Raw genomic sequence first — 20,092 nt, 5'->3', positions numbered from 1 at the left:
CGCGCCGGCCGAAAGGCGCACCGGTGGTGCGGCAAGGGCGGGGCCCCGCTATCCCAGCGGGCCGGTGACCCCCTCGGCCGCGGCGACGACGGCGTTGTCCGCGACGAGCCGGACCACCGACTCGATCTCCGGGGCGAGGAAGCGGTCCGGGCCGGGGCCGGGGACCATCTGGCGCAGGGCGGCGACCACGGCTCCGGTCGCGGGGGCCGGTCGGTGTGGCGCGCGCAGGTCGAGCGCCCGGGCCGCGGTGAGGATCTCCACCGCGAGCACCCGGGTGAGGCCGTCCACCGAGCGGCGCAGCTTACGCCCGGCCGACCAGCCCATGGAGACGTGGTCCTCCTGCATGGCCGAACTCGGGATGGAGTCCACGCTGGCGGGCACAGCCAGGCGCTTGAGCTCGGAGACGATCGAGGCTTGGGTGTACTGGGCGATCATGTGGCCGGAGTCCACGCCGGGGTCGTCGGCGAGGAAGGCCGGCAGGCCGTGGCTGCGGGCCACGTCGAGCATGCGGTCGGTACGGCGCTCGGAGATGCTCGCCACGTCCGCGACCGCGATGGCCAGGAAGTCGAGCACGTAGCCCACCGGGGCGCCGTGGAAGTTGCCGTTGGACTCCACCCTGCCGTCGGCCAGGATCACCGGGTTGTCGATCACGGAGACGAGTTCGCGAGCGGCGACCGCGGCGGCGTGCGCGAGGGTGTCGCGGGCGGCTCCGGCGACCTGCGGGGCGCAGCGCAGCGAGTAGGCGTCCTGGACTCGGGCGCAGGTGCCGTCCCGGTGAGAGTCCATGATCCCTGAGTCCTTGAGCAGGGCCCGGAGGTTGGCGGCGCTGGCCGCCTGCCCCGGATGCGGGCGGAGTGCCTGCAGGTCGGCGGCGAAGACCCTGTCGGTGCCCAGCAGCGCCTCCACGCTCATGGCCGCGGCGACGTCGGCGGTCCTGAAGAGGCGGCCGAGGTCGTTCATGGCCAGGATCAGCATGCCGAGCATGCCGTCGGTGCCGTTGATGAGGGCCAGCCCCTCCTTGGCCGCCAGCTCGACGGGCTCGATGCCCGCACGCTTGAGCGCCTCGGGGGCGTCCACCAGGTCACCTGAGGCGTCGCGGACGACGCCCTCCCCCATGATCGTGAGGGCCACGTGGGAGAGCGGCGCCAGGTCTCCCGAGCAGCCGAGGCTGCCGTACTCGTGCACCACCGGGGTGATCTGGGCGTTGAGCAGGCTCATGAGCACCTCCGCCGTCCTCGGCCGGACGCCCGTGTGACCGGTGGCCAGAGTGCGCAGGCGGAGCAGCATCAGCGCCCGGACGGCCTCGGTCTCCACCTCGGGCCCGGATCCGGCGGCGTGCGAGCGGATCAGGGAGCGCTGCAGCCGGGCGCGGAGTGAGGGTTCGATGTGCCGGGTGGCCAGGGCGCCGAACCCGGTCGACACCCCGTAGGCGGGAGTGGGGCTCTCGGCGAGCTCGTCCACCCGGGTGCGGGCCGAGGCCATGACCGCCACGGCCTCGTCGGTGAGCCTTACCTCGGCGCCGTATCGGGCCACCCTGACGACCTCGTCGAAGCTCAGCGGCTCCGGCCCGATGTTCACTACCGCGTTGTTGCCCATGGTGCCACTCTCTCGGATCAGGTAACTGGCGTATGCGATGTTAGCTCCTTACCGAAAGCTCATTACAAGGCGATCCACCCCCGGCTCCCCGTCGGCGAGGATCGCCGCCACCCCTGGCAGCCCGGCTCGGCGGCCCCGGGGTCCGAGGGCGGTGGGACCGCCGGCAGGGCCGGGGGACTCCCGGGTCAGGGTGAGGGCGGACTCCCGGCCCCACGGCCGAGACAGCCCGCCGCCCAGGGCCGGGGCGCGCGCTCCGGTTTGGGGAGTCGGCGAGTATTCGCTAGAGTTCTGTCCGTGAGTCCGGGTCGGCCCGGAGACGCACGCGGAAGTGGCTCAGTGGTAGAGCATCACCTTGCCAAGGTGAGGGTCGCGGGTTCGAATCCCGTCTTCCGCTCGGAGGGGCTCCGGCCCCCACTCGGTGGAGTGGCCGAGAGGCGAGGCAACGGCCTGCAAAGCCGTGTACACGGGTTCAAATCCCGTCTCCACCTCTTGTCTTCGGCGCGGACGATTAGCTCAGCGGGAGAGCGCTTCCCTGACACGGAAGAGGTCACAGGTTCAATCCCTGTATCGTCCACCCTTCACAGATCCCCAGGCCCACGGCCTGGGGATCTTCGTTTCTCCCCGCGGGAACCGGCCGCTCCGCGAGCAGTCCGCGCGGATCGCCGACGGTCATGCCGGTGCGCCCATACCGGCGTCGCGAGGGTCGTTACCGTCACCGGACCGCAAAGAAACAGCAATTGTACCGCCGTAAATCCCATGTCGCCTTTATCCGATTTCGCGCCGTCCGGGGTGTATGTTGGCACGGACCAATCGGCAAAGCCACTCAGACCGGTTAAGGGCACGGTTAATCATGCGCGGGCCCGGCCTGCACGAGGCGATGGACCGCACCGTTTAATGTCCTAACATGAGCGATCGCCCACGTATCTCTCGTTCCTGGGTACCCGCCGCGGCGGGTTACGCGGCATTGGTCATCGGGATCCTGGACATCATCCGGGCCGTGTTCCGGCCCTTCAGGGGAACACGGGTGGGCGAGATAGCGGGGTTCCTGCCGGGGACCGTCACCTCGCTCGCCCAGGCGGCCTCGCTCGTCATGGGGATCCTGCTCGTCATGATCGCGCACGCGCTCCGGCGCCGGAAGGTGCGGGCCTGGCGGGCCGTGGTGCTGCTGTTGCCGCTGAGCGCCCTCATCGAACTCGTGCACCTGCGCCGACCCGTCAGCGCCGCGATCAGCATGCTGGTCTTCGCGGTGCTCGTGATCAACCGGCACGAGTTCCACGCCCTCTCCGACCCGCGCACCCGCTGGCGGGCGCTCTGGAACTTCCTGCTCCTGTGCGTCCTGGACGTCGCCATCGGGTGGGTGGTCGTCAACAGCCACCCGCGCAACATCGTGGGCGACCCCGACATCGGCGAGCGGCTCCAGCACGTGCTGCTGGGCCTCGTCGGCCTGGAGGGCCCGGTCCAGTACTCCAGCGAGAGAACCGCCGACCTGGTTTACTTCTCCCTCGCCGGGCTCGGTCTGCTCACCGCTGTGACCACTCTCTACCTGGCGCTGCGGCCGGAGAAACCCGTCGCCGAGCTGAGCCCCGAGGAGGAGGGGACGGTGCGCGCGCTGCTCGACCGGCACGGCGCGCGTGACTCGCTGGGCTACTTCGCGCTGCGCCGGGACAAGAGCGTGATCTTCTCCCCCACCGGCAAGGCCGTGATCGCCTATCGGGTGGTCGCCGGGGTCATGCTGGCCAGCGGCGACCCGATCGGCGACATCGAGGCCTGGCCGGGTGCGATCAGGCGGTTCATGGAGGAGGCCAGGCGGCATGCCTGGGTGCCCGCCGTGGTCGGGTGCAGCGAGACCGGGGGCGAGGTCTGGACCAGGGAGGGGGACCTGTCCGCGCTGGAGATCGGCGACGAGGCCGTGGTCGAGGTGGCCGGCTTCACCCTCCAGGGCAGGGCCATGCGCAACGTCCGGCAGATGGTGAACCGGATCGAACGCGCGGGCTACACCTGCCGGGTACGGCGGGTCGGGGACCTCTCCGAGACGGAGAAGGAGCGGATCCGGCACGCCGCCGACTCCTGGCGGGGCACGGAGGTCGAGCGGGGCTTCTCCATGGCGCTCGGCCGTTTCGGCGACCCCTCCGACGGCGACTGCGTCGTCGTCACCGCGCACAGGGCCGCCGAGGAGGGGACGGCCCCGCCCGGCGAGGACATCCGGGCGGTCCTGCACTTCGTCCCGTGGGGGACCGACGGCATCTCGCTGGATCTGATGCGCCGCGACCGCGGCGCCGACCCCGGCCTCAACGAGCTGCTGATCGTCAAGGCGCTGCAGGCGGCCCCCGAGCTCGGGGTGCGCAGGGTCTCGCTCAACTTCGCCATGTTCCGCGCGGTGCTGGCCAGAGGCGAGCGGCTGGGGGCCGGTCCGGTTCTGCGGGCCTGGCACTCCATCCTCGTCTTCCTGTCCCGGTGGTTCCAGATCGAGTCGCTGTACCGGTTCAACGCCAAGTTCCACCCGCTCTGGCTACCCCGGTTCCTGGTCTACCCCGCCGCCCGCGACCTGCCGCGTATCGGCGTGGCCGCGCTCCAGGCGGAGGCGTTCATCAACGTCGGCCTCCCCCGGCCCCCGTGGCACCACAGCTCCCGTCCCCGGTCCGGCCCGGGCGTCGCCGAGGACCGGGCCCCGCTGGCACGGTGAGAGCCGCCCCGGCGCCGGGTGATCAGCGGGTTCGCCGGGCGTGGAAGGCGCCCGGGGTCAGGGTCGCGGGTACGGCGTGCCGGATCCGCTCCGGCACGCGGTAGCGGCCTCGGCCCTGACCGGTTCCGGTCGGTACACCGGGCGGCGAAACGGACACATAACCGGTTTGTCCAGAGGGTTGTCCTGATTAGGCCACTCTCAGAAGTAAATCTTGTCAAAGCATGCGATTAGTGCGAATACTTACCGTTTGTTCTTATTTCTGGGAAAGGCATGCAATGAAGCAGGTCATCATTCACAAGCCCGGCACCATCACGCTCAGCGGAGCCGCCAGCCCGAAGCATGTCGGCTGACATCTGAGCCACGGAACCGGCGCCCAGCGATGGGCGCCGGCCCCACGCCCCACCCCGAGACAACCCAGAGGAGACCGGTGAGTCCGGGAACGTTCCCATCGGAGAAACCGCCCCTCGCCCCCCTGCTCCTGCCCCCGGTGGACGCCGACCGGCGGCTGCGCGGGCCGTACACCGTCGCGGGCGCGATCGTCTCGGCCCTGGTACCCGTGGCCCGGCCGGAGCTCGTGGCCCGCCATGACATCGAGCTGCGCGCCGTGGCACCGGACACGCGCGAGCTGATCCCCGTCAGGCGCCGCTCGGCGGCCGACGGGCTGCCCAGGGCGGAACGGATCCTGGTGCACGCGCCCCGCCGTACGCTGCGGCTGTCGAACGGGATCGCCGAGTTCGTCCGCGACCACCTGTCCGAAACCGGGCCGCGGACGCTCGTCGTCGAGAACGCCCACCTCGCCGACCCCACCGACCGGGAGCTGCTGGCGGTGCTGCGGCGGCGGATCGCCCCGGAGTCGCTGACCGTCGTGACCGGCGGGCGGGCCGTACCCGGGAAGCCGCTCAGCCCACAGGAGCACGACACGCTGGCCGACGAACTGGAGCGGGGGGGCACGGTCGGCGCGCGGCTCGGGGCGATCCCCTACCACCGCGAACGGGGCACCGATCAGGACGGAGCGGTGCGGGCGTTCCGGCACGCCGTCGAGTGGTGCCTGGACGCGGGCTGTCACGAGGCGGTGGCCGAGCTGGGCCTGCGCGCGTTGCGACTGGCCTGCCCGGAGAACACCGAGCCGGAGATCCGGTGGCGGCTGCTGCACAGCACAGCGACCGCGCTCGGCGCGCTGCGCCGCGAGGACGAGGCCGAGGCCCTGTTCGACCTGGCCAGAAGGGAGAGCCTCTCCCCTGTCACCCACGCGGCCGCCGCCTACTCCACCGCGATGCTCAAGGTCCGTCACCACGACCCGGCCAGGCGCGACCTCGACGCCGCGCTGGCCTGGGTGAACCAGGCGATCGCCATCTCCACGCTCCTGCCCGATCGGCGCGAGCGGGCGTTCAAACTGGGGTTCGACCTCAACGGCCGGGCGCTGGTGGAGGTACGGCTGGGCCGCCCCGCCAAGGCGCTGGAGCTCGTCCAGCGGGCGCTGGACCTGGCGGACCGGGATCTGCGGCCGGGCGAGCACCCGATCCACCGGATGGTGCTGCTGGCCAACCGGGCGCAGCTCGCCGTCATGCTGGGCCGCCCCGAGGACGCCCTGAAGGACCTGGACGCGGTGATCGCGGCCGACCCCGGCTACCCCGACTACTACATCGACCGGGGGAACCTGCTCCACCGGCTGGGCAGACCGGAGGCGGCGATCGCCGACTACGAGACGGCGATGCGGGCCGGACCGCCCTTTCCCGAGCCCTACTACAACCGGGCCGAGATCCGTTTCGCCACCGGCGACCACCGGGGCGCGCTCGCCGACCTGGACCACGCGCTGGAGCTGGATCCGGAGTTCGTCGACGGGCTGACCAACCGGGCCGGCCTGCTGGCCGCCCTCGGCGAGTACGGCCGGGCCAGGGCCGACGCGGAGGCCGGCCTGGCACTCGACCCGCTCAACCCGTACCTGCTGTGCGCGCTGGGCCAGGTCGAGATGGCCGAGGGCCGCCCGGAACGGGCGCGGAGCGCGTTCGACCGGGCCGTGGAGCTCTCCCCCTCACTGGCGGCGGCCTGGGCCGGCCGGGGCATGCTGGCGTTCGAGGCCGGCGACCCGGAGGGCGCGGTCGCCGACCTCACCCGCGCTCTGGAGCCGGGGGCGGACCCGGTGCTGCTGTTCAACCGGGCGATGGCGCTGCGCGCCGCCGGACGGGAGGAGGAGGCGGTGGCCGACCTCACCCGGGCGCTGGGACTGGCTCCGGACGACGACGACATCCACAGGGCCCTGCACCGCCCCTGACCCCTCGTCGCCAAGGGAAAACGCCTTGTTACCAAGAGGCGAATGGCGAATCATTCACCAGCATGGATACCCTCAGGAGGTCGACACGGCAGTGGCTCGCCGGCTCGGTGATGGGCAATCGGGGGTTCCGGACCCTCTGGGTCAGCCTGATCGCCTCCGTCGCCGGAGATCAGATCTTCCCGGTCGCGGTGGTCGTCTCACTGCTCGACGCGGGTGGGGACGCCACGGTGGTGGGCGGGGTGCTCGCCGCCCGCTGGGCCGCCCTGGTCTCCTTCGGGCTGTTCGGCGGGGTGTGGGCCGACCGTCTGCCCCGGCGGCACGTCATGCTCGCCTCCCAGGGGTTCCTGTGCTGTGTGGTGACCGTCGGCCTGTCGGGGGTGACGTCGGCCTGGGTGCTCGGCGGGATGGTCTTCCTCGCCGGGGCCGCGGAGTCGTTCTTCCGCCCCGCCTTCCAGGCGTGTCTCGGCTCGGTCCTCGCTCCGGCGCAGCGACCGGCCGGTGCCGCCCTGAACGCCGTCTCCTGGCGGATCGGCGCGATCGCCGGGCCGGGCCTGGGCGCGTTTCTGGTGTCGTTCGCCTCGACCGGGACGGCGTTCCTGGCCGCCCTGGTGGCCTTCGCGCTCAGTCTGGGCGTCCTGCTGACCCTGCGCGAGCCCACGCTGGCCCGCGCCCCCCGGGCCTCGGCCTGGAAGGAGATCGCTGAGGGCGTGCACGAGGTCTGGCTGCGGCGCTGGATCGGCGCGGTCGTCGGGGTGACCGCCCTGCAGTCGATGCTCACGATCGCCCCCGTCCAGGTGCTGCTCCCCCTCCTGGCGCGGGAGAGTTTCGGCGGCGACTCCTTCTACGGAACCGGCCTCGCCCTGCTCTCGGTGGGCGGGCTGGCCGGGGGAATCGTCAGCATGGTCTGGAAGCCCCGGCGGGCGGGTCTGGCCGGGATCCTCGGGCTGGCGGCGTACGGGCTGGTGCCGCCGGCTCTCGGGCTGTCGCCGGCCCCGTGGCCCGTCTACGTCTGCCTCGCCCTGGCCGGGTTCGGGCTGGAGGTCTTCTCAGTGCAGTGGGTGGTGTCACTCCAGCGGGAGGTGCCCGCCGAGCGGCTGGCCCGCGTCACCTCCCTGGACTGGATCGCCTCCTCGGCGCTGACCCCGCTCGGCCTGGCCCTGACCGGCCCGGTCACCTCGGCTCTGGGAACGTCGCCGGTCCTGCTGCTGGCCACCCTCGCGGGCGTCACCCTGCCCTTAACGGCATTGCTCGCCCCGGGAATGACCCATTTCAAGAGCCAACCCCAACAAAAGAAGAATAATGCCGAAAAAAGATTGACGTCATTTCCCCAGCACCCCATATGATCATGAACCACACAGGACCCCTCCCGCCACTGAGGAAACACCAGTCCCACCGATCTGGATGGAGTGCGTAGTGACGGAAGACGAAAAGATTCAGCAGCCCACCGAGGTCAAGGCCGAGGTTAAGGTCAAGATCCGCATCCGCCGGCTCGACAAGATCGAAACGACCGGCAACGTCGCCAGTAACGCCAGCGGCAACTGACGCCGCCTGCTCTCGGCCGGCCCGGCACCCTTCGGGGCCCCGGGCCGACCGTGGAGGAACCCGTGCGCTTGCCAAGAGTGAAGAGAGAACACGCCGCCTACCGCCTGGCGGACGGCAGGATCCGGATCGGCGGCCAGATCTACGGCGTGGCCCAGGAGATCGAGGACCCCGACGGCCTGGTCTGGCGCGTGCTGGGTGCGATGGACGGCACCCGCACCCCCGAGGAGATCTCCCGGCACCTGACCGGGCTTCCCCCGGCCGCCGCGGCCGAACTGGTCGCCCAGCTGATGGATTCCGGTCATGTCGAGGACGTCGGCGCGACCGCGCCCGAAGAGCTGACCCCGCGCGAACGAGAGCGCTACAGCCGCGGTCACGCCTTCTTCCGCTGGGCCGACCTCACCCCCAGGGAGCACGGCTGGGAGGCTCAGCTCCGGCTGAGACAGGCCAGGGTGCTCCTGCTCGGCCTGGGCGGGACCGGCGGGACCGCGGCACAGGCCCTGGTGGCCTCCGGTGTCGGAACCCTGCACTGCGTGGACGTCGACCGGGTGGAACTGTCGAACCTCAACCGGCAGGTCCTGTACTCCGAACGGGACGTGGGCCGCCCCAAAACCCGGGCCGCCCTGGAGCGGCTGCGCGCCCTCAACTCCGATGTGCGGGTCACCGGCGAGGAGGCGCGCATCACCTGCCCGGAGGACCTGGCCCGGATCTCCACGGGCTTCGACGTCGTGGCGCTCTGCGCCGACGAGCCCAAGGGGCCCGACGGGATCCGGGTGTGGACGAGCAGGGTGTGCGCGACCGCGGGGCTGCCCTGGGTCGGCGGAGGCTACAACGGCCCCCTCGTCACCGTGGGCGTCTTCCTGCCGGGCCGCGGTCTCTGCTACGAGTGTGTCATCCGGGCCGAGGATCGACGGCGGAGCCGGGAGGTCTCCCACCACCCCGACTCCCGGGGCTTCTCCATCGACCTCGGCGGCCCCGGCGTGACGGCCGCCTCGGCGGGAATCTCCGGCCATCTGGTCGCCAACGCGGTCGTCAGGATCGTCACCGGCGTCCCCGAGATCCTCGCCAACTTCATCCACGGGGTCAACCTGATCGCCCCCGACCACCTGGTTTTCGGCGAATACGGCGAAGGCGAGGGGTGCGGACGGTGCCGGAGGTGACCGCGGTACGGCTGCGCGAGCTCCGGATCCGGCGGGACGGCGCCGAGTGGATCGTGGGGAGAGCCGAGACCGGCCGGTTCATCTCGATCCCGCCGTCCGGAATGCGGGTGATCGAGCTGCTGCGGGAGGGCGCCTCCCCCGCGGAGGCCGAGCACCGCATACGCGGGGAGAGCGGTGAGCGCGTCGACGTCCAGGACTTCGTGACGGCCATGGTCGAAATGGGGTTCGTGGCCGAGATCGACGAGAGGCCGGTGGCCGCCCCTCCCCCGGTGCCCGTCACCTTGCCCCGGCTGAGACCCGGGCATGTCGCCTGGCTGCTCAGTCCGCGCTTGCACGCCGCCGTCGCGGCGCTGATCCTGCTCGGGGCAGGGCTGGCGCTGGCCAGGCCCTCGCTGCTGCCCGGCCCCTCGGCGGTGGCGTGGAACGCCCTCGGCAGCGTGTCCCTGCTCACTCAGGCGATGATCGCGTGGTCGTGCGTCTGCCTGCACGAGCTCGCCCACCTGTGCACCGCCCGCGCGGCCGGGGTTCCCGGACGGATCCGGCTCAGCACCCGGCTGCAGTTCCTGACCGCCCAGACGGACGTGACGGGTGTCTGGGCGGTGGAACGGCGGGATCGGCTGACCGTCTACCTGTCCGGAATGGCGCTGGACGCCGTGATCGCCAGCTGCGCGCTGGTCACGCTGGCACTGACCCATCCGGGTGGCGGCCCACACCGGCTGGTCTCGGTCGTCCTGCTCAACCAGGTCGTCTCGCTCGGCTTCCAACTGATGATCTTCATGCGGACCGATCTCTACTTCGTGTTTCAGGATCTCTCCGGCTGCCGCAACCTGTACGCCGACGGGAGGGCCTATCTCCGCTACCTGCTTGGCCACCCGTTCCGCCGTCCGACGGTGAACCCGCTGGCCGCACTGCCCCGGCGCGAGGCCGTGACGGTGCGGATCTACACCGTCGTCCTGCTCACCGGCACCGCGGCCTGCCTGACCGTGGCCGTGGTGGTCATGATCCCGGCCCTACTGACGCTGCTCGGCCCCGCGCTCGACACGTTGATCTCCGGCGGCGACCTGGTCGCGACGGCCGACGCCGTCGTCGTCGTGACGGTTGTCGGGGGCTTTCAGCTCCTGTGGGCGTGGACCCGGTGGCGGGAACGCCCGGTACGGCGTCGCCGGTGTGGGCGGAGTGGATCGGCCGGGGGTACCCGGCCGGCCGGATAGGTAACGTTCGGCCAGTTCGCAGGTGCCCTCGGTGTAACCGGCGCCGAGTTCGGCGGCGATGTCCACGCCGGTGTGCGTGCCGATCCAGGCGACCAGCAGCAGGCGGCGGAACATGATGAACGTCCAGATCTCGGCCTCGTCCTCGGCCGGCAGGCCGAGAACGGTCCGGTAGCCCCGCACCCAGGCCGCGATCATCTCGGGGACCTGGGGGTGGTGCTCGATGAAGCTGACCGCCGCGGCCAGGTCGTAGAGGTACCACCCGAAGCCGCAGTCGTCGAAGTCGATGACACCCGGCGGCTCGTCGCCCACCACCAGCAGGTTGGCCAGGCGCAGATCGGCGTGGATCAGACCGTAGCGCCCGGCGCCCCGGCCGAACCGGCGCAGCCGCTCCCGCAGTTCCTCGGCGAGCCGTTCCAGCACGACCGCCGCCTCGGAGTCCACCCCCGCCCCGTCCTGCCAGCGGCCCCAGCGCGACTCGGCGCCGAGGGCGGCGTCGTAGTCCCAGTGGAAGCGGGTGAAGGCGGCGGGGCGCCGCCAGTTCCGCGCGTGCCGGTGCATACGCGCGGTGAGCGCGCCGAGCCGCTCGAAACCGGGCATCAGCCGATCCGGCGGCGGTTCGGTCCCCGGCAGGAACTCGAACATCACGCAGTCGCGGGGCTGCGCGCCGGGGACGGTCAGCACCCGCCGCCCGCCGGGGGCCGGGAGCACCCTGGGGGTCCGGACCCCCGCCTCCACCCTCAGCGCCTCCAGCCAGGCCAGCTCGGAGAGGATCGCCGGGGTGGCGTGGTAGCCCAGGCGGTGCACCCGCAGGATGGAGCACGTCCCACCTGCCGGGTCGTCGACCCGGTAGGTGGCGTTCTCCGAAACGTTGATCAGCGTGACCTCGGCGTCTGGCAGGCCGTGGATCCGCACCGCCGCGCGGGCGGCGTCGTGCACGCGGGCCAGCACGTCACCGCCGGCGGACAGGTCGTGGGCCTGCATGGATCCTCCGTGAGAACGCTCAGAACTTCCGATACGAGATCTTGCATCATCCTGCCGGGCCTGGATACAAACCAGATTGTCCACCTCTCAGGCTTTCCAAGGGTAAGGAGCCCGGTGAACCTCGAACTCGCGCTGCGCATGTGTGAGGCCGCGGTAAAGCAGGCCGGGCGCGAAGGGGCCCTCGTCTCGGTGGCCGTGGTCGACGAGGGCGCCCACCTGGTCGCCTTCCAGCGGATGGACCACGCCGAGATCGCCGGTCCGGTCCTCGCCCCCGGCAAGGCGTACACCGCGGTGGCCCACCGGATGTCCACCGCCGACCTCGCCTCCCTGGTCGCGCCGGGCGGGGAGCTGTACGGCCTCGCCGGGGACCGCTACGTCTGCTTCGGCGGCGGCGTCCCCCTCCGGGAGTCCGGTGAGAACCACCGGGTGGTGGGCGCGGTCGGGGTCAGCGGCGGCACCGTCGCCCAGAACGTGGCCTGCGCCGAGGCCGCCGCGTCGCTCTGGGAAGGCCTCTGGCAGGGAAGGTAGCCGCGGCACGGGGAGGTGCCGGGTGGAAACGCGGGGCCGTGCCCGGTCAGGAGCGCGGATAGGCGAGGACGGCGAGGGCCCCGCGGTGCCGGTCGCCGTCCTTCGCGTACAGGCCGAGCACCTCGCGCTCCCTCGGGGTGAGCCGGGAGAGCGGGTCGTCGCCACCCCATTCAGTCCACTTGATCACGGTTTAGCGGTATTTAAGGTGAATCGGTCATTCGGAGTTCGCTATTTTGCCCGCACGATAAGGGCATCCGTGACCCGAGTGGGTTCGACCACCTCCACTTCTTCGGCAGTATTGAACCGTGAGCCTTGTAGAGCGCCTGCCAGAAGAGATCGACGCCGACCCCGACGCCATCTTCGACGCGTTCGTCGGATGGAACTCCGAGCGGGGGCTCACCCTCTACCCCGCGCAGGAGGAGGCGCTGATCGAGGTCGTCTCCGGCAACAACCTGATCCTGTCCACCCCCACCGGGTCGGGCAAGAGCCTGGTCGCGGCCGGCGCGCACTTCACCGCGTTGACGCGGGACGTGCGCACCTTCTACACCGCGCCGATCAAGGCGCTGGTGTCGGAGAAGTTCTTCGACCTGTGCGCGGTGTTCGGCACCGAGAACGTCGGCATGATGACCGGCGACGCGAGTGTGAACCCCGGCGCGCCGATCATCTGCTGCACCGCCGAGATCCTCGCCAACGTCGCGCTCCGCGACGGCGCCCGGGCCGACATCGGCCAGGTCGTGATGGACGAGTTCCACTTCTACGCCGAGCCCGACCGGGGCTGGGCCTGGCAGGTTCCGCTGCTGGAACTGCCAGGCGTGCAGTTCATCCTGATGTCGGCGACGCTGGGCGACGTCAGCAGGTTCGAGGAGGATCTCACCCGTCGCACCGGCCGGCCCACGGCGGTGGTCAAGAACACCGAGCGCCCGGTCCCACTGGTCTACTCCTACCGGCTCACCCCCCTCCACGAGACGCTGGAGGAGATGCTCACCACCAACCAGTATCCGGTCTACGTCGTCCACTTCACCCAGGCCGCGGCCATGGAGCGGGCGCAGGCGCTGATGAGCATCAACATGTCCACCAAGGCCGAGAAGGAGTCCATCGCCACCCTGATCGGCAACTTCCGCTTCACCACGCGTTTCGGCAAGGCCCTGTCACGCCTCGTACGGCACGGCATCGGCGTCCACCACGCCGGAATGCTCCCCAAATATCGCCGGCTGGTGGAACGGCTCGCCCAGGCGGGCCTGCTGAAGGTCATCTGCGGCACCGACACCCTCGGCGTCGGCGTCAACGTGCCGATCAGGACCGTGCTGTTCACCGCGCTGAGCAAGTACGACGGCAGCAAGGTGCGGCGGCTGCGCGCCCGCGAGTTCCACCAGATCGCCGGGCGGGCCGGACGGGCCGGCTTCGACACGATCGGCTACGTCGTCTGCCAGGCCCCCGAGCACGTCGTGGAGAACGAGAAGGCGCTGGCCAAGATCGGTGACGACCCCAAGCGGCGGCGAGGCTTCTCCCGCAAGAAGCCGCCGGAGGGCTTCGTCGGCTGGAGCGAGGAGACCTTCGAGAAGCTGCAGACCGCCGAGCCGGAGCCGCTGAACTCCCGGTTCAAGGTCAGCAACGCGATGCTGCTCGCGGTGATCAACCGCCCCGGTGACTGCTACGCCGCGATGAGACATCTGCTCACCGACAACCACGACGACCGCAGATGGCAGCGGCGGCACATCCACCAGGCCATCGCGATCTACCGCTCGCTGCTGGCCGGCGGCGTGGTGGAGAAGCTGGCCGAACCCGACGAGCAGGGCCGCATGGCCCGGCTGACCGTGGACCTGCAGGAGGACTTCGCGCTGAACCAGGCGCTGTCCACCTTCGCGCTCGCCACCCTCGAACTGCTGGACATGGAGTCGCCGACCTACGCCCTGGACATGGTCTCGATCATCGAGTCCATCCTCGACGACCCCCGCCAGATCCTGTCGGCGCAGCTCAACAAGGCTCGCGGCGAGGCCGTGGCGCAGATGAAAGCCGACGGCATCGAGTACGAGGAGCGGATGGAGCTCCTCAACGACGTCACCTACCCGATGCCGTCGGCCGATCTGCTGCTGGGCGCCTACGAGACCTACCGCCGGGGCCACCCCTGGGTCGGCGACTACACGGTCAGCCCCAAATCCGTGGTCAGGGACATGTACGAGCGGGCCATGACCTTCGCCGACTACGTGCAGTTCTACGAGTTGACCCGGTCCGAGGGCACCGTGCTCCGCTACCTCGCCGACGCCTACCGCACCCTGTCGCGGACCATCCCCGAGCACCTCAAGACCGAGGACCTCATCGACCTCATCGAGTGGCTCGGCGAACTGGTCCGTCAGGTCGACTCCAGCCTCCTGGACGAATGGGAGCAGTTGCAGAACCCCACCGGCGAGCTGGAGGCGCCCTCGCTGGAGGAGACCACCAAACCGGTCACCGCCAACATCCGCGCCTTCAGGGTGCTGGTCCGCAACGCGATGTTCCGGCTGGTCGAGCTGACGGCCCTGGAGAAGGAGGAGGAGCTCGCCGAGCTGGCACCGGACGTCGACTGGGGTGCCGCGCTCGACGCCTACTACGCCGACCACGAGGAGATCGGCACCGGCCCCGACGCCCGCGGCCCCGGCCTGCTCCGCATCAAGGAGGAGAAGGAGCTCTGGCGGGTCCGCCAGGTCATCGCCGATCCGGCGGGTGACGGCGACTGGGGCATCGACGCCCAGGTGGACCTCGCGGCCTCCGACGAGGAGGGCCGCGCCGTGGTGCACGTCATCGGCCTGAACCGTCTTTGACCGAGGCGAGGCCGGCTCGGGCCTCGTAGTCGGCGACCAGGCCGGACGGAGCGGTCAGGCACCACCCCTCGGTCACCGCCTCGGCCAGCTCGGCGGGGTCGACGCGGTCCAGCCGGATCTCCACCCAGCCGAACCGGCCGCTGGTCCAGGAGGACCCGTAGACCTCCGGGTCCTCCCCCACCATGGCGGCCCGCTCCTCCACGGTGACCTTGACCTGGGCGGTCAGCCTGGCCTCCGAGAAGTAGCCGAAGCCCTTGCCCCGGACCCTGAGCCCGACCCACTCCTCACTGTATTGGGCCAGCTCCACCTCGGGCAGCGCCGACGCGATCCTCAAGAACTCCTCGGGGGTCACTCCACGTTTGGTCATGGGGCAGAGCTATCAGACCCGACCGACAGATCGGGCCCTTCCTCGCGAAGGTCAGCCGTAGTACTTCCGTGCGCCCCCGTGGAGGGGGACGGGACCGGTTTGGGGGGCGCTCTCACGGGTGACGCTCCGGGCCGCGGGGTGGACCCTCTCCAGCTCCGCCCGGTGCTCCAGCAGCAGCCGGGCGAGGTCGCCGGCCAGGGCGGGGTCCATGCCCTCGTTCACCACGAGCAGGTTCGGCACCGTGATCGTGGCGACGTCGGCCGGGGTCGAGTAGACGTCCTTGGGGATCGTGCCCGCGGCGTACGCCTGGCCGTACCGGTCGCGCAGGGGGGCCGGCGCGTCGTCCAGAGGGATGAGGGTCACCTCACCCTTGAGGCTGGTCATCAGGTCGGTGACCCCCGGCGTGGGCAGGCCGCCGGACCAGACCAGGGCGTCGAGATCGCCGTCTTTGATCGCCTGCACGCTCTCGGGCAGGCCGAGCGACTGGAGCACGACGTCCTCTTCCGGGTCGAGGCCCGCGACCATGAGCAGACGCAGCGCGATGACCTCCGTGCCGGAGTTGGGGGACCCCGTGGAGACCCGCTTGCCCTTGAGGTCGGCGAGCGTTTTCACACCCGACTCGACGGTGGCGACCACCTGGGTGTAGTTGTCGTACAGGCGGGCGATGGCGCGGATCGGCTGCGGGGAGGGGAACGCCCCCCTGCCCGTGACCGCGTCGGCGGCGGAGTCGGCGAGGGTGAAGGCGATGTCGGAATCGCCCCTGACGACTCGCTGGATGTTCTCCACCGAGGCGCCGGTCGCCTCGGCCGTGGCCTGATAGCCGGGGATGTTCCTGCCGATCTGGTCGGCGAGGGCTCCGCCCAGGACGTAGTAGACGCCCGTGGTGTTGCCGGTGGCGATCGACAGCCGCCTGCCCCCGGCGCCTCCGTCCCCGGCCCGGCCGGCGGAACGGTCACCGCCGCAGCCGCCGAGCAGCAGCGCTCCGGCGGCCAGCAGCACGGCCATACGCCTGATGATCGTCATTGTTCCTCCCGGGTTCGGGTGACCAGATGCAGTGCGACGGCCAGGGCCAGCAGACCCGCCCCGGCCAGCGCTGGAATGGGCGCCAGGAACAGCAGCAGGACCGCCGCCACCCCGCACAGCACCCGCTCGGCCGATCGCGCCGGGCCGAACAGCCAGCCACCGGTGGTGGCGGCCAGGGCCGCCACCGCGAGCGCCGAGACCCCTGTCGCGAAGAGAATCTCCCCTATCGGCCCCTGGGCCAGCAGCGCCGACCCCGTGGGGGTCAGCACGAAGGCGAACGGCACCAGGAAGGCCGGAAGCGTGTACTTCCAGGTGGCCATCATGGTCCGGTGGGCGTTGCCGCCGGTGATGGCCGAGGCCGCGAGAGCCGACAGCGCCGTGGGCGGGCTGACCTCCGACAGCACCGCGTAGTAGAAGATGAACATGTACGCCTCGGCCGGACCCGCCCCCAGGCCGGTCAGCGCCGGCCCGATGACGACCGCCGCGATGACGAACGACGCGGTCACCGGCACGGCCAGGCCGAGCACCAGCACCGCCAGCGCGCACAGCAGCGCGGTGACGGCGAGAATGCCGCCCGAGGCCCCCACGATCAGCGAACTCGCCTTGAGGCCCAGCCCGGTCAGCGTGACGACGGCGACGATCATCCCGGCGGCGGCGCAGGTGACCGCGACGGGAAGCACCCCCGTGGTGCCCGCGGCGAGCGCCTCGGCCGCCCTCCGCGGGGTGAGCCGACGGCCGGGGTCGAGGAAGGAGAGCGCGAGGGCCAGCAGCGTGGCGTACACCACCGCCCGGAACGGCGACTGCCCCAGCGCCATCAGGACGACGATCACGAACAGCGAGCTGAAATGGTATCCGAACCGCCGCATCAGCGGCCACAGGCGCGGCGCGTCCGCCCCGGCCGGCCGCGTGCCGTACTTGCGGGCGTCGATCTCGATGGCCAGGAAGACTCCCAGGTAGTACAGGATCGTGGGAATCAGCGCGTAGACGAGCACGGTGAGGTAGCTCACCCGGAGGTATTCGGCGATGACGAACGCCGCCGCGCCCAACGTGGGCGGGGACAGGATCGCGCCGATGCCCGCGGCGGCGAGCACGCCTCCGCCCTGCTCACGGGGGTATCCCGCCCCGCGCAGGATCGGCCAGGCGACGCTGCCCACGCTCACCGTCGTCGCCACACCCGAGCCGCTGACCGTACCGAGCAGGAACCCGGCGAGGGCGACCGTACGGCCGGGGGCCGAGCGTGAGCGCCGGAAGGCCGCCAGGGAGACGTCCACGAAGAACCTGCCCGCGCCAGAACGGTCGAGGACCGTCCCGTAGACGGTGAAGAGGATGATGTAGGTGGCCGCCACGTCGAGCGGCACGCCGTACACACCGTCGGTGCCCATCACCAGCGAGGCCACGATCCTGTCGACGTCGTAGCCCCGGTGCCCGACGGCCCAGTCGAAGGGCAGGTAGCCGCCGTAGTAGGCGTAGGCGAGGAACCCGGCGCAGACCGCGGGCAGGATCCAGCCGACCGTGCGGCGGCAGGCCTCCAGCACCAGCAGCGAGATGGCCGCGCCCACCACCACGTCGAGGACCGTCGGGGCGAACGCCCGCCTGATGAAGTCGTCGAAGACGACCGGCGGGTAGAGGCAGAGCGCGAGCGACAGCACCGCCAGCGCCCAGTCGACCGCCCCCGGCCGATCGCCACCTCGCGGCCCCGGTTTGTAGCAGACGAAGGTGAGCGGCAGCACGACCGCGAGGAAGAGCATCCGGTAGGGCAGCACGGGACCGGGGCGGAACGCCCGGTAGAGCGCGTAGAGCGAGAGCCCGAGGGCGACGAGGGCGACGGCCCGCGCCACCCGGCCGGACAGCCGCCTGGCGGGCCGCTCGGCGTCGAACTCCGCGATCAGGTCATCCGGTGCCGTGGTCTCCGTCAAGCGTCGTCTCCCCGTGCGGGCCGCCGATTCCTGACAGGAGGGTAGCCGGAAAGGTGACATCGTTCTGTCCGAATGACGCCACATTCCCGTCACCCTCGCGGCACCGGCGGCGCCGGCCCCGCCGGAGAGCCGGAGGCGGCGGCCGTCCAAGAACCGGTGAGCCCCTCCGGCCGTCAGCCGCCGGAGGTGTCGAGCTCGGCGTCGGCGCGGGGAACGACGACCTCGTAGGGGTCGTCCAGCCACCCCGCCGGCAGGTGGACGCGGTCACGCGGGTGCGTCTTGCCGCGCGGCGCGTCCACGCCGTCGGGCCAGGGCTGGCCGGCCTCCAACTCGGCCAGGCCGTCCCGGAGGCCGGCGAGGGTGACGGAGACGGCCAGGCGGCGGCGGAGGCCGGCGCCGACGGTGAAGCCCTTGAGATACCAGCCGACGTGCTTGCGGAAGTCGGCCACGGCGTGCTGCTCGCTGCCGAAGCACTCGGCCAGCAGCGTGGCGTGCCGGTCCATCGTCGCGGCGACCTCGCCCAGTCTCGGCCGGGCCGACTCGACGCGGCCGTCGCACGCGGCCGCCAGGTCCGCGAACAGCCAGGGGCGCCCCAGGCAGCCCCGGCCCACGACGACGCCGTCGCACCCGGTCTCGGCCATCATCCGCAGCGCGTCGGCGGCGCTCCAGATGTCGCCGTTGCCAAGCACGGGGATCTCGGTCACCGCCTCCTTGAGCCGCGCGACGGCCCCCCAGTCCGCGGCCCCGCCGTAATGCTGGACGGCGGTGCGACCGTGCAGCGCGATCGCCGCGACCCCCTCCTCCACCGCGATCCGCCCGGCGTCCAGATAGGTGAGGTGGTCGTCGTCGATGCCCTTCCGCATCTTCATGGTCACCGGCAGCGTCCCGGCGTTGCGCACGGCCTCGCGCAGGATGGCCCGGAGCAGGTTCCGCTTGTACGGCAGGGCCGAGCCGCCGCCCCGCCGGGTCACCTTGGGCACCGGACAGCCGAAGTTGAGGTCCACGTGATCGGCCAGGCCCTCCTCGGCGATCATGCGGACGGCCCTGCCGACGGTCACGGGGTCGACCCCGTAGAGCTGGACGCTGCGGGGTTTTTCACCCGGCTCGAACCGGATCATCTTGAGCGTCTTGGCGTTCCGCTCCACCAGCGCCCGCGTCGTGATCATCTCGCAGACGAACAGTCCCCCGCCCTGCTCCCGGCAGAGCGTCCGGAACGGCGCGTTGGTGATCCCGGCCATGGGTGCGAGCACCACCGGCGGCCAGACCTCAAGCGATCCCAGCTTCAACGACTCCACCTGGTGTTTTTACCGCACTGGGACCGGTAGGACGAATCACGCCTGACGGGACCTCCCCTCCGGCCCCGGCCACGGCGGCGGGATGTGACGGCCCCCTCGATGGTCGCGGACCTCACTTCGCGGGGGCGCGGAATCACCCGCGGGCTCCGCCTGGCCGGCCGGTCACGGTTAGGCAAGCACCCGGAAAACCCGCTAGAGTTCACTCGTTGCCGCAGGGGACGCCCGGCGGAAACACGCGGAAGTGGCTCAGTGGTAGAGCATCACCTTGCCAAGGTGAGGGTCGCGGGTTCGAATCCCGTCTTCCGCTCGAAGGGTCTTCGGGCTCTCACTCCGGTGGAGTGGCCGAGAGGCGAGGCAACGGCCTGCAAAGCCGTGTACACGGGTTCGAATCCCGTCTCCACCTCTCGTGTTCCGCACGGACGATTAGCTCAGCGGGAGAGCGCTTCCCTGACACGGAAGAGGTCACAGGTTCAATCCCTGTATCGTCCACCAGATGGCGGGTTTCACCAACCGCTCGCGCGGGCGCGCGTGAAGGAGCCCGGGACGGATTTCCCGGGACCCTTACGCGCGCACGCGACACCCCTTCGCCAAGTGGCGGAGTTGTGTGACTTTCGCGGTTTAGCCCGGCTGGTCCCCGGTGTAGCGGAAGATGTCTCCGCCGGAGTTGACGCCCCACACGGTGCCGTCGGAGGCCGCGCCGATGTCACTGAGGGCACCGGGGAT

The 20,092-nt window shown here is 71.1% G+C and carries 14 protein-coding genes and 6 tRNA genes; 13 read left to right on the top strand and 7 right to left on the bottom strand.

Going from position 1 to position 20,092, the window contains the following annotated elements; genetic code table 11:
* Positions 1 to 48 precede the first annotated feature (48 nt).
* Positions 49 to 1,596 (bottom strand): histidine ammonia-lyase, encoded by a 1,548-nt coding sequence (gene hutH / locus ABZ194_RS19670; protein WP_355598142.1) that lies wholly within the window; start codon positions 1,594 to 1,596, stop codon positions 49 to 51.
* 322 nt (positions 1,597 to 1,918) lie between these two features.
* On the opposite strand from hutH, the gene ABZ194_RS19665 reads away from it, so the two are divergent.
* The 8 genes from ABZ194_RS19665 (at position 1,919) to ABZ194_RS19630 (ending at position 9,250) form a co-directional block, all read left to right on the top strand.
* Positions 1,919 to 1,990 (top strand) — tRNA-Gly (locus tag ABZ194_RS19665).
* A 23-nt stretch (positions 1,991 to 2,013) separates the two neighbouring features.
* Positions 2,014 to 2,084 (top strand) — tRNA-Cys (locus ABZ194_RS19660).
* Positions 2,085 to 2,098: 14 nt separating this feature from the next.
* Positions 2,099 to 2,170 (top strand) — tRNA-Val (locus ABZ194_RS19655).
* A gap of 330 nt (positions 2,171 to 2,500) precedes the next feature.
* The gene (locus ABZ194_RS19650) at positions 2,501 to 4,279 is read left to right on the top strand and encodes a phosphatidylglycerol lysyltransferase domain-containing protein (RefSeq protein WP_355598140.1); all 1,779 of its coding nucleotides are present in this window, start codon (positions 2,501 to 2,503) and stop codon (positions 4,277 to 4,279) included.
* A 427-nt stretch (positions 4,280 to 4,706) separates the two neighbouring features.
* Positions 4,707 to 6,551 carry a tetratricopeptide repeat protein gene (locus tag ABZ194_RS19645; protein WP_355598138.1) on the top strand — a complete coding sequence of 615 codons (1,845 nt, stop codon included), beginning with the start codon at positions 4,707 to 4,709 and terminating at the stop codon, positions 6,549 to 6,551.
* A gap of 62 nt (positions 6,552 to 6,613) precedes the next feature.
* On the top strand, positions 6,614 to 7,894 hold the full coding sequence (locus ABZ194_RS19640; RefSeq protein ID WP_355598135.1) for an MFS transporter: 1,281 nt from the start codon (positions 6,614 to 6,616) through the stop codon (positions 7,892 to 7,894).
* A 70-nt stretch (positions 7,895 to 7,964) separates the two neighbouring features.
* Entirely contained in the window at positions 7,965 to 8,093 is a 129-nt protein-coding gene (locus ABZ194_RS19635) for a hypothetical protein (RefSeq protein WP_355598134.1), read from the top strand.
* Positions 8,094 to 8,155: 62 nt separating this feature from the next.
* On the top strand, positions 8,156 to 9,250 hold the full coding sequence (locus ABZ194_RS19630) for a ThiF family adenylyltransferase (RefSeq protein WP_355598132.1): 1,095 nt from the start codon (positions 8,156 to 8,158) through the stop codon (positions 9,248 to 9,250).
* A gap of 1,010 nt (positions 9,251 to 10,260) precedes the next feature.
* Here ABZ194_RS19630 and ABZ194_RS19625 read toward each other — a convergent pair.
* Positions 10,261 to 11,442: a phosphotransferase gene (locus tag ABZ194_RS19625; protein WP_355598130.1), complete on the bottom strand. Its 1,182-nt coding sequence runs from the start codon at positions 11,440 to 11,442 to the stop codon at positions 10,261 to 10,263.
* A 114-nt stretch (positions 11,443 to 11,556) separates the two neighbouring features.
* Between ABZ194_RS19625 and ABZ194_RS19620 the strand changes: the two genes are divergently transcribed.
* The gene (locus ABZ194_RS19620) at positions 11,557 to 11,970 is read left to right on the top strand and encodes a heme-binding protein (RefSeq protein ID WP_355598129.1); all 414 of its coding nucleotides are present in this window, start codon (positions 11,557 to 11,559) and stop codon (positions 11,968 to 11,970) included.
* Between the two features lie 46 nt (positions 11,971 to 12,016).
* Here ABZ194_RS19620 and ABZ194_RS19615 read toward each other — a convergent pair whose 3' ends face one another.
* On the bottom strand, positions 12,017 to 12,157 hold the full coding sequence (locus tag ABZ194_RS19615; RefSeq protein WP_355598127.1) for a hypothetical protein: 141 nt from the start codon (positions 12,155 to 12,157) through the stop codon (positions 12,017 to 12,019).
* 118 nt (positions 12,158 to 12,275) lie between these two features.
* Between ABZ194_RS19615 and ABZ194_RS19610 the strand changes: the two genes are divergently transcribed.
* Complete coding sequence (locus ABZ194_RS19610; protein ID WP_355598125.1) at positions 12,276 to 14,768, top strand: DUF3516 domain-containing protein; 2,493 nt, start codon at positions 12,276 to 12,278, stop codon at positions 14,766 to 14,768.
* On the opposite strand, the gene ABZ194_RS19605 is transcribed toward ABZ194_RS19610, so the two are convergent.
* From ABZ194_RS19605 to dusB, 4 genes are all read right to left on the bottom strand, one after another.
* Positions 14,746 to 15,135 carry an MmcQ/YjbR family DNA-binding protein gene (locus ABZ194_RS19605; RefSeq protein ID WP_355598123.1) on the bottom strand — a complete coding sequence of 130 codons (390 nt, stop codon included), beginning with the start codon at positions 15,133 to 15,135 and terminating at the stop codon, positions 14,746 to 14,748. The two genes, ABZ194_RS19610 and ABZ194_RS19605, sit on opposite strands and share 23 nt — an antisense overlap.
* Positions 15,136 to 15,186: 51 nt before the next feature.
* Positions 15,187 to 16,158 (bottom strand): TAXI family TRAP transporter solute-binding subunit, encoded by a 972-nt coding sequence (locus ABZ194_RS19600; protein ID WP_355598121.1) that lies wholly within the window; start codon positions 16,156 to 16,158, stop codon positions 15,187 to 15,189.
* Positions 16,155 to 18,074, bottom strand: coding sequence for a TRAP transporter fused permease subunit (locus ABZ194_RS19595; RefSeq protein ID WP_355598119.1), 1,920 nt, complete (start codon positions 18,072 to 18,074; stop codon positions 16,155 to 16,157). The genes ABZ194_RS19600 and ABZ194_RS19595 overlap by 4 nt, the downstream gene beginning before the upstream one ends.
* Positions 18,075 to 18,247: 173 nt before the next feature.
* Entirely contained in the window at positions 18,248 to 19,369 is a 1,122-nt protein-coding gene (dusB, locus tag ABZ194_RS19590) for a tRNA dihydrouridine synthase DusB (protein WP_355598117.1), read from the bottom strand.
* A gap of 235 nt (positions 19,370 to 19,604) precedes the next feature.
* Here dusB and ABZ194_RS19585 point away from each other — a divergent pair.
* The 3 genes from ABZ194_RS19585 (at position 19,605) to ABZ194_RS19575 (ending at position 19,861) form a co-directional block, all read left to right on the top strand.
* Positions 19,605 to 19,676, top strand: a tRNA-Gly gene (locus ABZ194_RS19585).
* Between the two features lie 25 nt (positions 19,677 to 19,701).
* Positions 19,702 to 19,772: transfer RNA gene (locus ABZ194_RS19580), tRNA-Cys, on the top strand.
* Positions 19,773 to 19,786: 14 nt separating this feature from the next.
* A tRNA-Val gene (locus tag ABZ194_RS19575) sits at positions 19,787 to 19,861 on the top strand.
* Positions 19,862 to 20,092 lie beyond the last annotated feature (231 nt).

Source organism: Streptosporangium sp. NPDC006007 (genome assembly GCF_040614315.1).
Taxonomy (GTDB): Bacteria; Actinomycetota; Actinomycetes; order Streptosporangiales; family Streptosporangiaceae; genus Streptosporangium.
Note: the sequence above shows the minus strand (reverse complement) of the source record. Positions and strands in the feature narration are given on the sequence as shown.